The 13231-nt window shown below is 67.3% G+C and carries 10 protein-coding genes; all 10 read right to left on the bottom strand.

The window, feature by feature from the left end:
• Positions 1-3 precede the first annotated feature (3 nt).
• Positions 4-684 (bottom strand): type II secretion system minor pseudopilin GspJ, encoded by a 681-nt coding sequence (gene gspJ / locus ABDV78_RS09855; protein ID WP_343527228.1) that lies wholly within the window; start codon positions 682-684, stop codon positions 4-6.
• Complete coding sequence (gspI, locus tag ABDV78_RS09850; RefSeq protein WP_343527227.1) at positions 681-1115, bottom strand: type II secretion system minor pseudopilin GspI; 435 nt, start codon at positions 1113-1115, stop codon at positions 681-683. The genes gspJ and gspI overlap by 4 nt, the downstream gene beginning before the upstream one ends.
• Positions 1108-1650: a GspH/FimT family pseudopilin gene (locus tag ABDV78_RS09845; protein WP_343527226.1), complete on the bottom strand. Its 543-nt coding sequence runs from the start codon at positions 1648-1650 to the stop codon at positions 1108-1110. Before ABDV78_RS09845 ends, gspI begins: the two co-directional genes overlap by 8 nt.
• Entirely contained in the window at positions 1647-2102 is a 456-nt protein-coding gene (gspG, locus tag ABDV78_RS09840; protein ID WP_343527225.1) for a type II secretion system major pseudopilin GspG, read from the bottom strand. Before gspG ends, ABDV78_RS09845 begins: the two co-directional genes overlap by 4 nt.
• A gap of 17 nt (positions 2103-2119) precedes the next feature.
• Entirely contained in the window at positions 2120-3343 is a 1224-nt protein-coding gene (gene gspF / locus ABDV78_RS09835) for a type II secretion system inner membrane protein GspF (protein WP_343527224.1), read from the bottom strand.
• A 381-nt stretch (positions 3344-3724) separates the two neighbouring features.
• Positions 3725-5242, bottom strand: a complete 1518-nt coding sequence (gspE, locus tag ABDV78_RS09830) for a type II secretion system ATPase GspE (protein WP_343527281.1) — start codon at positions 5240-5242, stop codon at positions 3725-3727.
• A 43-nt stretch (positions 5243-5285) separates the two neighbouring features.
• Entirely contained in the window at positions 5286-7502 is a 2217-nt protein-coding gene (gene gspD, locus ABDV78_RS09825) for a type II secretion system secretin GspD (RefSeq protein WP_343527223.1), read from the bottom strand.
• Complete coding sequence (locus ABDV78_RS09820; protein WP_343527222.1) at positions 7499-8341, bottom strand: type II secretion system protein N; 843 nt, start codon at positions 8339-8341, stop codon at positions 7499-7501. Before ABDV78_RS09820 ends, gspD begins: the two co-directional genes overlap by 4 nt.
• A gap of 150 nt (positions 8342-8491) precedes the next feature.
• Entirely contained in the window at positions 8492-11302 is a 2811-nt protein-coding gene (locus tag ABDV78_RS09815; RefSeq protein ID WP_343527221.1) for a TonB-dependent receptor, read from the bottom strand.
• Between the two features lie 110 nt (positions 11303-11412).
• The gene (locus tag ABDV78_RS09810) at positions 11413-13044 is read right to left on the bottom strand and encodes a hypothetical protein (RefSeq protein ID WP_343527220.1); all 1632 of its coding nucleotides are present in this window, start codon (positions 13042-13044) and stop codon (positions 11413-11415) included.
• Between the last annotated feature and the right edge of the window lie 187 nt (positions 13045-13231).

Raw genomic sequence — 13231 nt, 5'->3', positions numbered from 1 at the left:
CGCCTAGCCATTGGGGATCGGTGTCGGCGTCGGCGTGGGGTTGGGCGTCACTCCGGCTTGCGGAGCCCCGGCATAGCCGGTGCCGACGAGGAAAAGCTGGCGAAAGATCATGCCGTCGTCGCGCACGATCGTCACTTCCGCCGCCTGGGGCAGCGCGACGCCGGGCTGTCCCTGCCACTGGTCGAGCCAGGCCCCCGCGAAACGATATCGAAGGTGCAACTCGCGGACATGGTCCATCAGCGCGGCGGGCTCCATCGCCGCCGCGCCGTCGAGCAGCGGCCAGGCAACCCGCTCCAGCACGTCGCCATTCAGGCGATAGGCGACCTTCTGAAGCGACGGACGCTGCGCGGCGTCGGGATTGCTCCAGCCCGCGCGGACCAGCCGCATCGCATCGGGGCCTGCCACCATCGCGGGGGTCTGGACGCCCGCTTCGTCCCGCGTAGGCCGGTCGACCGCCTGCGCCAGATCGGCGGACAGGATCGCGGTCGTCCGGCTGACCGCCGCCGTCGCGTCCAGCTTCTGGCCCGTCACGGCCTGCGCCCGCACGCTGAGCGAGAGGATCGCCACGGCGGCGGCGGCGAGCATCGAGAAGATGAGCAGCGCCACCATGACCTCGACAAGGGTGAAGCCGTTCGAAGGAACGCCACCCCGGCCTGCGCCCGGGTGGATCGAATTGCCGGTCACGATACCGAGACCCCGGCCGGAGCCACGGCCATTGGCGGCCGGACCATCGTCATCCGCCCGACGATGCTGCCCGCCGCATTCGCCACCGCGACGTCGATCCGCACCACCCGCACATCGCCCGTACCGCTGACGATCCGGGTCCATTTCCAGATTCGCCCGCCATTGACTTCCTCGGCCGTCGTGCGGCCCAGCGCCGGAGCCTGGGGATCGGTGACGGCGGCGATGGCGACATTGCGCGCGACCATCTGGGCGACCACCGTCTCGTCCAGGATCGCGGCGCCCCGGATCGTCGCGCTCTCCAGCCGGACGAGCGCCATCGCGGCCAGGCTGAAGACCGCGAGCGCGACCATGATCTCGATCAGGGTGAACCCGGCCTCGCGCCGGCGCCACGCCGCCCCGGCACGGGCGGGACCTAGCGGCCTGTCACCCATCGACCCGCACCGTCCCGTCCGCGCCGATACGGATGATGCTGCTCGCCCGCTCACGGGTCAGGCGCAGTTCGACCGGACGATCCGCCAGCCCGGTCACATCGAAGGTGATCCGCACCCGCCCGCTCGCATCGGGGATCTGCGCCTGGGTGCCGTCCTCCCATTGGGCGACGCGCAGGGGCTTGGCGGTCATCGGGCTCCACACCCCGTCCGCCCGGCGGTCGAAGCCATAGCCGCCGCGGGTCACCCAGATGCTGACCGGTGCGGCCTCGACCACCGCCACGTCATGCGCGGCGCGAACACGCGCGGCGAAGCGCAGCGCCTCGTCGGTGACGCGGCCGCGCCGGTCGGGCAGCGACAGGACCGCGATCGCCGACGCAAGGCCGATGACGGTGATGACGATCATCAATTCGACCAGGGTGAAGCCCGCCTGCCCCGCGCCGTTCCGCCTGCGCACGCTCGAAGACCACGCCCCAGGCCAGCCGGACAGCGTCCGCCCGCCGCCGTTCCCGGCATCCAGACGGGCGCGAAGGCTCACTTATCCCAATTGCCGATATCGGCGTTGACCCCTTCGCCACCTTCCTTGCCGTCGGCGCCGTAGGTCCAGACATCCGCCTCGCCATGCTGACCCGGCGAAGCATAGAGATAGGGGCGGCCCCAGGGATCGTCGGGCAGCTTCTTCAGATATCCGCCCTTCTGATAGCGTGACGGATCGGCCAGACCGGCGGGCATCGACACCAGCGCCGGAAGCCCCTGCGCCGTCGTCGGGAAGGTCAGGTTCTGGAGCTTGTACATCTCCAGCCCGGTTTCGATGTTCGCGATGTCCGCCTTGGCCTTCTGGATCTTGGCCGTGTCGCCCGAGGGCAGCACGTTCAGCGCGACGATCGTCGCCAGCAGGCCGATGATGACGATGACGACCATCAGTTCCACAAGGGTGAAACCGTCCTCGCGGCGCTTGCGGCGGATCGGCCGTCGGGTGGGATTACGCATGAACTTGTCCTCTCGGCTCATTGTCCCGCCAGCGTGTTGAGCTGGAGGATCGGCAACAGGATGGATAGCACGATCGTCGCGACCACGCCGCCCATCACGACGATGATCGCGGGTTCGAGCAGCGACAGCGCGGTCGCGGTGAAACGATCGAACTCGCGCTCCAGATAATCGGCGGCGCGCTCCAGCATCTCGTCCAGACGCCCCGCCGCCTCGCCGCTGGCCGCCAGATAGGTTAGCAAAGGCGGGAACACCCCCGCACGCCGCATCGCCGCCGACAGGCTGCTGCCGCCCCGGATCGCATCGACGATCGCGTCGGAGGCGACGCGCAGGCGGCGGTTGTGGATCGTCCCGGCGGTCAGCGTCAGCCCTTCGAGCAGCGGCAGCCGGCTCGCCACCATCGTCCCCAGCGTCCGCGCCATCCGCGCGGCGTGAAGGTCGCGGAGCAACCGGCCCAGCAGCGGCAGCTTCAGCAACCAGGTGTCGAAGGACAGCCGGATCGACGGCACCTTCAATGCGCGCCAGACGCCGACGCCCGCGACCACCACGACGCCCAGCATCAACCACCACCAGCCGACCAGCAGGTCCGACACGCCGATCACCATGCGCGTCAGGAAGGGAAGCTCCTGGCCCACCGTATCGAACTGCTCGACCACCTGCGGCACGACGAACATCATCAGCGCGGTGACGACGCCCATCGCCACCACCGCCAGGATCGTCGGATAGGCGAGCGCGGTGATCAGCTTGCCACGTATCTCCGCCTGCCGCTCCAGCAGGGCCGCCAGCCGTTCGAGGATGGTCGGCAAGGTCCCCGAACTCTCCCCCGCCGCGACCATCGCGCGGTAGAGCGGCGGGAAACTCTTGGGCTCACGCGCCATCGCATCGGCGAGGCGGCGGCCTTCAGTGACGCCCTGATGCACGGTCGCGACGATCGCGCGCACCCGTTCCTGCTCGGTCTGGCGGGTGATGGTGCGAAGCGATTCCTCCAGCGGCGAGACGCGGTTGAGCGTGGCGAGCTGACGGGTGAACAGGGTCAGCTGCTTGACGGACATACGTGCGCGGCCGAGCTTCAGCCCGAAGAGCGGGCGGCGTTCGGCGGTATCGCCGCTGCCCGGCTTGACCGAGACGACGTAAAGTCGCTGCTTCTCCAGAGCGGCGCGAGCAGCGTCACTGGTCTCGGCAGGGATGAAGCCCCGCTTCTCCGCGCCCTTGGTATCGATGGCGACATAGTCGAACCCGGCCATGTCAGCCCTTTACCCAATCGCGTCGCACCACCCCGGCGCAGGCCGGGGTCCAGTTGCGGCGATGGTCGAGAAGCGAGGTCCGGTATCGAAACTTTATCTCACGCGAAGCCGCGAAGCCGCGAAGAAGGATTTGTTCGCGCAGAGGCGCGGAGGGCGCAGAGAGGTTGTTCTCGCCGCGCCAGCGGCCCTCATATTTCGGCCGGTTGAAAAAGCGATGCGCTGCCGCGCGCCAGATACCTCTGCGTCCTCCGCGCCTCTGCGCGAACCACTCTTCTCTTCGCGGCTTCGCGGCTTCGCGTGAACCCGACTTCGTATCGCACAGCGACTGAACCCAGGCCTTTGCCGGGGTGGAACATGCTGATGGCAAGACAGACACGCCCCTCACCCCGCGTCGGAGTCGCGGCGGGATACGCGGATGGCTTCCTCCGCCGTCGTCACGCCGTCCAGCACCAACGCGCGCGCGGCCGTCGCCAACGTCGATTGCCTGGCAAAGGCGTGCGCCGCGATCGCCTGTTCATCGCCACCTTCATTGACCAGCCGCCGGATCGTGTCGTCGACCCGCACCGCCTCATACACCCCGGTCCGCCCCTTATAGCCGGTGCCGTTGCACTGCGGACAGCCGACCGCCTCGTACACGATCGCCTTGTTCTCGATGCCGAGCAGCGGCGCGACCGTATGCTTGGCCTTGACCGGCCGCCTGCACGCCGAACACAGCCGCCGCACCAGCCGCTGCGCGATGACGGCGCGCAGCGTGGAGGCGAGCAGGAACGGCTCGACCTTCATGTCGCGCATCCGGGTGATCGCGCCCACCGCGTCATTGGTGTGGACCGTCGACAGCACCAGATGGCCGGTCAGCGACGCCTGCACCGCGATCTCGGCAGTCTCGCGGTCGCGGATTTCGCCGACCATCACCACGTCCGGGTCCTGGCGCAGGATTGCGCGCAATCCCGCCGCGAAGGTCAGCCCGACCTTGGCGTTGACCTGGGTCTGGCCCACCCCCTCGACCGCATATTCGACCGGATCCTCGACGGTCAGGATATTGCGGCTGCCATCGTTGAGCAGGCGCAGCGCGGCGTAGAGGCTGGTCGTCTTGCCCGAGCCGGTCGGCCCGGTGACCAGGATGATGCCATTGGGTTCGCTCAACGCCTCGCGCAGCAGCGCGTACATCGCCGGCTTCATCCCCAGCGCATCGAGGTCGATCCCGGCATTCTCCTTGTCGAGGATACGCAGCACCACGCGTTCCCCCGCCCGGCTGGGCAGGGTCGAGACGCGCACGTCGAGCAGCTTGCCGCCCAGCGTCAGCGCCATGCGCCCATCCTGCGGCACGCGCCGCTCGGCGATGTCGAGGCGGGCCATGACCTTGATGCGGCTGACCACCACCGGCGCGACATGCGGCGGCATCCTGAGCGTCTCGCGCAGCACGCCGTCGATCCGCATCCGCACGACGAGGCCGGTCTCATAGGGCTCGATATGGATGTCCGACACGCCGTTGCGCGCGGCATCGGCGATGATGCCGTTGATCAGCCGGATCGCGGGCGCATCGTCGGCGGTGTCGAGCAAATCCTCGGCGGTCGGAATGCCGTCCGCCAGCATGTCCAGCTCGTCGCCCATGCCCACCGCCGCGATCGCGGTCGCCTGGCCGTCCATCGCATAGGCGTCGGACAGCAGCCTATCGAAGGCGGCTGCCTCGACCCGCGTGATGGCGAACGGGCGGCCGATATGGCGGCGCAGCTCGATCAGCGCGCGCGGATCGGCCCCCTCGCGAAGCGCGATGGTCAGCGGATCGGCGGAATGGACGACCGTGCCGAACTTTCGCGCATAGGCGTAAGGGATGGTCAGCGGGGCGACCAGTTCCAGTGTCTCGGGCACGTCCTCCGCCGGGGATGGGGATGCCCCCATCGGCAGGGGCACCATGTCCCCCGTCATCACCGGATCGATATCGTCAGTCACGACGCTTGATCGGTTCGAGCGGCTTGGCGACCGGGACCGCGATGCGCGGGTCCTCGATATTGCCGGGCATGGGCGCGTGCGGGATCGGCGGTGCGGCGTTCATGTAATCGCGGACCAGTTCGTCGATCGACGGCTCGACGCCGGGCTGCGCATAGCCCTGAAGCTGACGGAGATAGCCATAGCGCTGCTCGGTGACGCGGCGGCTGTCCTCGGGCGTGCGCAGGATGGTCGGGCGGATGAAGACCATCAGGTTCGTCTTCGACCGGCTCCGCGCCTTGGAGCGGAACAGCGCGCCCAGGCCCGGAATGTCGCCGAGCAGTGGAATCTTCTCGATCGTCCGCCGCTCATTGTCGTCGAGCAGACCGCCGATCACCGTGATCTGGCCGTCATCGGGCGTGAAGACATTCTCGAACGCGCGCTTGTTGAGGATCAGCTCGCTATTGTTGCTCGACACCGGCCCGGCGATCGAGCTGACCTCCAGCCGCACATAGAGTTTGAGCGAGCCGCCCGCATTGACCTGCGGCTTCACGTCGAGCTGGATGCCGACATTCTGGCGCTGCACGGTGCGGAAGGCATTGTCGAAATTGTTCGACAGCGCCTGTCCGGTCGTGACCGGGATTTCCTGCCCCACCAGGCTGTGCGCCTGCTGGTTGTCCAGCGTGATGATGTGCGGAACCTGGAGCAGGTTCGACGTGGTGTCGCTCTTCACCGCATTGATGATCGCGCCGAATACCGTGTCGCCGATCTGCCCGCCCCAGCCGGCAAAGCCGCCGGTGGTGCCCAGGATCGACTGGACCGCCGACTGGGTAAGCTGGTTATAGGCCTGGTTGGGCACATTGGTTTCGGTCCGCGTGCCATCGGGCGCGATGACGACGGTCTTGGTCCCGCCCAGCGTCTGCGCGCCCACTGCCCCTGCGATCTGGAGGATATTGGGCGCGGTATTGCCATAGGTCGACGCGGCGAACGCCCCACCCGACAGGCTGCCCAGCAGGAACTGTGCGCCCAACCGTCGCGCGGTCTGGTCGGAAACCTCGGCGACGATCGCCTCGATCAGCACCTGTTCGCGGCGCACGTCGAGCTGGCGGATCACCTCGCCGATCTGGCGCTGGATATCGGCGGGCCCTGCGATCACGATGGCGTTCGCCCCCACGAAGCGGGTGACGACCGCCGCCGTTCGCCCTCCTTGCGTACTGATCGCGGGCTGCTGGCCGGTCTGGCCGCCGGCGCCCGGCGCGCTCGCCGCCTGGGGCTGGGCGACCGGCTGGATGCGCTGCGCGATCGAGGCGCCCGCGGGTGAACCCGACTGATTGTTCGTCTGGGTAAAGCTGCCGCGCGACAAGGTGGTTTCCTGCACCGGATCGGGCGTCTGGCCGACCAGTTGCTGGAGCACCGGCAAGAGCTGTTCGGCATCGGCATTTTCGAGGAAGACGACGCGGATCTCGGTGCCGCTCTTGGCCTTGTTGTCCAGATCGATCGCGATCTGCGCGAAGCGCGCCACGCTCGACGGATCGCCGCGCAGGGCGATCGAGTTGGAGCTGTCGATCGCGACCACCGACACGCCGGTCGACCCTTGCGCGGGGGCGCCCCCCTGCCCGCCATTGCCCGCCAGCGTCTGGAGCGCGGTCGCGATCTCGCGCGCGCCCGCATTCCTGAGCGCGATGACGCGGGTCGAGGCATTGTCGGCGTCGATCCGGCGAACCACCTCGCGGATGCGGCGGATATTGTCGGCGAAATCGACCACGACCAGGCTGTTGCCCGCACGATTGGCGGTCACCGATCCTTGCGCGCTGACCAGCGGGCGGACCGTTTCCAGCGCGCTGTTGGCGTCGATCGCGCGCAGACGGATGATCTCGGTCACATAGGAATTGCGGTTCGCCCCCGCCGATCCGATCCGGCTGGGCTGCGACGCGGCATTGTCGATCGGCTGCACCCGAAAGGCCCCGCCCGAGGTCGGCACCGCGACCAGTCCGTTGGAGCGCAAGGTCGACAGGAATATCTCGAAATATTCCGACCGCGACAGGGGCCGGTCGGTGACCACCGTCACCTTGCCGTTGACCCGGCTGTCGATGATGAAGGTCCGGCCCGTGACCTTGGCTGCGTCGGCGATAAAGGCGCGGATATCGGCGTCACGAACGTTGAGCGTGGTCTGGGCGTGCGCGCCCGCCGCCAGTGCGATGGCCAGAACCGAACCGAGGATGAGCTTCTTCATGGCCGTTGCGCCGCAATCTGGAGGGAAAGCGGCAGCGTCTGATCGCCCCGCTCGACCGTGATGGAAAGAGAACCGCCCTGGGCGAAATCGACCGCCAGACGGTCCAGGTCGCCCGGCCCCGTCACCGGCCGTCCGCCGAGCGCGGTGATGATATCGCCCTCGCGCAGCCCTGCCGCGCGGAACGCCGTACCCGCCCCTATCGGCCGGACGACCAGCCCGGAAATGCGCCCGCTGTCGAGCCGGGGGATAAAGCCGATTTCGCTGCGGACCTGGGCGAGGGCGACGCCGCCCTGAGGCGGGACCGGTCCCGACAGCGGCGTCGACGCCGCGCCCGCCGACGGCATCGCCGCCGTCGCGGGTGGCGCATCCGACTGGTCGAGATACAGATCCTCGCTCGCGCCGCCGCGGTCGAGGGTGATGTGGTCGAACGCCACCGATTTCAGCGTGACGCCGGGCTGGATCTCCTCGCCGACCGAGACCGATCGTTGCACGCCGTCCGGTCCCGCCACGATGGCTGAGCCACGCCCCGTCGCCTCATCGATCCGGGTGCCGAACAGGGTCAGTTGCAGCGTCGTGACCGCCGACGGAGCGGCCTGCCCCCCCTGCAACCGGAAAAAGGGATCGAAGCCGTCGAGGATCGCGCCCGGCGATCCGGCAATGACGGGCGCAAGCGGCCGCCACGCGCCCAGCGGAGAGACCGGCGTGACGATCACCCAGAGCAGCCGCGCCCCCTGAACGGCGAGCACCGCCATCAGTACGAGTTCGGCCACCGAATAGACATTCACGACCGGCAGACGCCGTAACCACCGGCGCCCGCGCGTGTCGAGCCTCAACCGCATGAACCCTGACCCCATCCGCTTTTTCGGCCACTAGGCATGGCATGTTACAGGACCGCTTCAAAGCCCCGAAACAGCTTTGCCGTGAGGGTTTCCTCCCATGGCGGTTTTCGGACGGTTTTTTCGGCATGACGCCGCCGCCCGAATGCGCGATCAGAAGGTCGTGCTGATCCCCAGCGAGAAGACCCGACCCAGATTGTAACGGTTCAGATAGACGAACCGGCCACTCCCGAAATCCTGCCGCTCATTATACCGCGTGCGGGTCAGGTTGCGCGCTTCCGCCTTCAACTCGAATTTACCCCCCGCCAGCTCGAAACCCTGACGCGCGACGAGGTCGAGGCGGATGCCCGGCACCTCGATGATATCGGGCTGAAAGCCGGTGCCCGACAGGTTGGACGGTCCGCGATTGGTCACGCGGTTGCTGGCATAGTTGAACAGCAGCGTGACCTGCGACAGCGCGGCGCTATCCTCGATGCCGAGTTGCAGGTTGACCAGATGGTCCGACTGCCCGGTCAGCGACGCGCCATCGCGGAACAGCAACCGCGCCGGACCGAAGCCAGAGGCACACCCCGCCAGCCCCGGCGAACCCGCCGCCGAAGCGGGGTTGGGCACGCAGGAGCCGTCCGCGTTGATCTTGGACTTGGTGTAGGTGTAGTTCGCGATCGCGACCAGGCGGCGCGTGGCGAAGAAGTCCCCGCCAAGCCCGGCCAGCGGCACATATTTCTGCAACTCGACTTCGGCACCATATAGGGTCGCCGAGGGCAGATAGGTGAAGCCCGTCTGCAATCGGTCGTCCGCGCCGGTGTAGAAACCCACCTGCTCGATCGGATTCTTGATCCGCTTGTAGAAGCCCGCCAGCGTGAAGCGCTGGTCGCGCGCGTAATACCATTCGTAGCGCGCTTCCAGATTCCACAACTCGCTGTCGCGCAGGTTCGGATTGCCGAAGAACAGGCGGTCCGAATCGGGATCCCGGAACTGCTGCGGCGCGAGTTCGCGGAACTGCGGCCGCGAGATGGTCTTGGCCCCGCTCGCCCGGAGCTGCATGTCGGCGGCGAAATTCCAGGTCAGCGTGCCGGCGGGCAGGAAATAGTCATTCTTCAGCCGCGTCGTGGCGCTCTGCACCGGCGTCACCGTCTCGACCGCGGTCTCGTAGCGAATGCCCGCGACCGCGCGCAGGCCATCGGCCACCTCGGCCTCGGCCTGGGCGTAACCGGCATGGACGTCCAGCCTGGCGTCATAGGCATAGGCCCCCGCCTGGGTCGAGAATTGCAACTGAAGCGTACACGCCCCCTGCCCGCGCAGGGGGCAGGCATTGTTGATGACGTCGGGGCTCAGCAGATAGTCCGGGCGATAGAGATTATACGGGAAGCCCGGCGCCGTGCCCGCGCCGTCGCTGGTCTGGTAATTCAACTGGATACGGCTCGAATACCGGTCCGTGCCCTGGTAGAAATAGCCGGTGCTCAGCGTGATCGGACGATCGCTGTCGATCCGGTAGGAAAGGTCGGCCTGTCCGGTCCACAGATTCTCGTTCAGTTCCGAGAAGATGATCGAGGCGAACGGCGTGAAGCGCTGCGTCACCTGATAAGCGCCGTTGCACTGGAAGCCGCCCGCGCCATTGCCGCCGTCATAGCTGATCGGATAGCCGTTGGTCGTGCGGGTGGAGCAGAGATAGTCGAACTGCCGTTCATAGGGCGCGTTGCGCTTGGAATTGGCGAAGGCACCGCGCGCGTCGAATTTCAGCGCGTCGGTCAGCTTGAACTCGCCGACCAACTGGCTTTCGATCAATTGCCGCTCGAACCAGTTGGTATTCTGCTGGAAGCGCAGACCGCTGGCGTTGTTATAAACTTCGGCCGCCGAGCCGCGACCCTGCTTCAGCGTGTCGTGGATGTAGACGTTGGTCCAGCGCACCGTATTGCCGCCGAATTCATAACCCAGCCCGACCAGCGCATTGGCGACGATGCGGTTGTCGGTCAGCAGCGTGCGGTAATCGTTGCGGATCGTGCCGTCGGGCGACACCGAATCCTGCTGGATCGCCGAGCGGGTGCGGAAACTGTTGGAGAGGCTGAGCGAGGAGATCACGCCCAGGCGGTCGCTGCCGATATCGAACACCGAACCGGCCGAGATTTCGCCCGAGAGATTGGCGGGCAGGTGGTTGTTGCGTTGCAGCAGCGTGGTCGAGGCGTTGGAGAGCGCCGCCACCTGTGCCGCCGGGACCAGACCCGATCCGCGCCCGGCCTGGATGTCGCGGACGAATTGCGGCACCCCGCGCGTTCCGTCGTCGAAGCCCAGCCAGTCGGCATCGCCCCCCGCATAGGTATAGCCCAGCTCGCTGGTCGTCACATCGTCGGCCGCGACGGTGAAGCCGCCCGAGATGAAGTTCTTGGCCGGGATCGCCTTGGTCGTCAGGTTGATGACGCCACCGCCGAACTCGCCGGGATAATTGACCGAATAGGTCTTCTGGACCAGCGCCGAGCCGACGATGGTGGTCGGGAAGATGTCGAGCGGGACCGAACGGCGCAGCGGCTCGGGGCTGGGCAGCGGCGAACCGTTGAGCAGCGACGAGGAATAGCGGTCGCCCAGACCCCGGACGTAGACGAAGCCGCCGCCCACCACCGACAGGCCGGTGACGCGGGTCAGCGCGCCCGCGATATCGCCCTCGCCCGTCCGCGCGATATCGGCGGCGGACAGGACCGAGACGATCTGCGGCGTGGCGCGGATCGTGTTGGGAATGTTGCGGCCGACGACGACGATCTCGTTGCCGGCGGAGGCATCGACACCGGGGGCCGAGATTTCGACGGGCTCGTCGGCCGACGGCCGGTCCTGCCCATCCGGGCCCGTCGCGGTGGTGCTGGTCGCGGCGGTGCTGGTCGGGGCGGGCGCGCCCACCGTCTGCGCGAGCAGGGCGGGCGCGACGAGCTGGGAGGTCAGCAGAAGGAGGGAGGCATAAGCGAGGCGTCGCTGCATGGCCGGGTCATCCAATCAGATATATGGAGGAAAGCCGGGGCGGCGATGATCCGCCACCCCGGCTTGCCGAGAGCGCCCGGTCAAGCCGTGGGCGCATGGTCAGCGGGGCCTTAGCGGCCGTTGCAGCTGAAATAGACCGAGGTGAAGACCGGCGGGCCCTGGTCCTGCAGATCGGCATTGGCACCGCGGATCGTGGTGCGATCCGAACCGCTGCCGGCACCCGCGACCAGGTTGACGCAGGCAACGCCCGACTGGGTCGACTTCACGATGCCGTTGATGAAGGTCATGTCGGCACCACCGCGCAGGCGGATCGCGGCGGGCGCGTTCGCGGTCTGGATGAAGGTGAAATTGGCATAGCGGCCAAAGGTACGCGGCAGCAGGTCCTCGGCATTGTTCGAGTCGATCTCGGTCGAGAAGCTGTCCGCCGTCGCGCCGATGGTCCGCTGCGCCGCGATCATGAACTGCATGAAGCCGCGATAGCCATTGTCGATGTCAAAGCCGTCATCGTCCGCGCCGGTGATCGCGATGTATTTCAGGTTCGACGTGCCGCCGAAAATCTCGATGCCGTCGTCCGCCGAGTTGTGGCTCTGGATATGATCCAGAATGGTGCCCGATCCGGTGCCGCCCAGGGTCAGGCCCTGAAGCTCGTTGCCGTCGGAAATGGCGATGCCCGAATAGCGGATCTGGACATAGGACATCTGGCCCGACGAGTCGGTCTGGTTGGCACCGCCATAGAAGCGCCCCGTCACGCCCTCGATCGCGAGCTGGCAGGTGGTCGACGAACCGGCCGCGGTGTTCGGGCCGGTGCCGGTGGCGCAGACGGCCGTCGGTGCGCGGCCGAGCAGGATGATGCCCCCCCACTGGCCCTGGCTGGCGTCGGACACGCCGTTGCTGACCAGATTCTGCTGCGAGGTGAAGATGATCGGTGCGTCACGGGTGCCGATGGCCGAAATCTTCGAGCCACGATTGACGAGCAGCAGGTCGTTGGTCGCCTCGGTCGAGTCCGCCGCGATGACGGCGCCCGCCGCGATGGTCAGCGTGACACCAGTACCGCCGGTCGAACCCAGATCGGTGCCGACCTCCGTCTGGCCGCGCAGGCGATAGACGACACCCGCGATCTTGGGCAGCGACAGATCGGTGGTGATGGCCTGCGGCAGGCGGCAGAAGCGCAGCGTCGGGGTGGACGAGCTGTTGGTGCCGTCATCGATCGTCCCGCTCGGGCAGACCGAGGTTGCGGCGGCATAGGTGCCGATCGACGGGACCGCCGTGCACCGCGCACCCGAACCGCCGAACTCGGCAGAGGTCGAATTGCAGGTCCAGCCCTGGAAGGCGGTGTCCGACGGACCGTTGAGCGCACCGACATAGTTGGTCGAGGTGAAGAAGCCGTTGATGATCGACGGATCGGCGGCGGTGGTCAGCGAGGTGCTGCTGGCCGGATAGATCCCGTTCATCGCCGCGCCGGTGCCGTTGACGTTGTTGTTCGACCCGGCATTGACGATCGCAAGCTGCTCGTCGGCGGTGATCGACACGCCGTTGACGGTGGTGACCGCGGCGAACTGTGCCGCCGTGATCGGACCGATCGGCGTCGCGGTCGCCGTGGGGCTCGGCGACGGAGTGGGTTGCACGATCACCACGCTGCCCGCACCGGGCGACGCCACGCTGTCCGCCCCGCCACACGCGGAAAGCGCCGCACAGGCCGAGGTCGTCATGAGAATGAGGCCGAAGCGCTTGAAGCTCGCCATCGCCGAAAAACTCCCGATATTATCGTTGCCGTATCGGGCGACAGGCCGCCCGCCGATCGATCCGAGACAAGTCCCCCCATCGATCCCAAGTCGGGCGTTAGGCGTGGCTGATGACACCAAGATGCATTCTGGAAGAAACTTCGATGACATTTGCGCGTCACTTTCATGACAGCGCGGTCGCGAGAGC

Source organism: Sphingomonas sp., from assembly GCF_039594485.1.
Classification (GTDB): domain Bacteria; phylum Pseudomonadota; class Alphaproteobacteria; order Sphingomonadales; family Sphingomonadaceae; genus Sphingomonas.
Note: the sequence above shows the minus strand (reverse complement) of the source record. Positions and strands in the feature narration are given on the sequence as shown.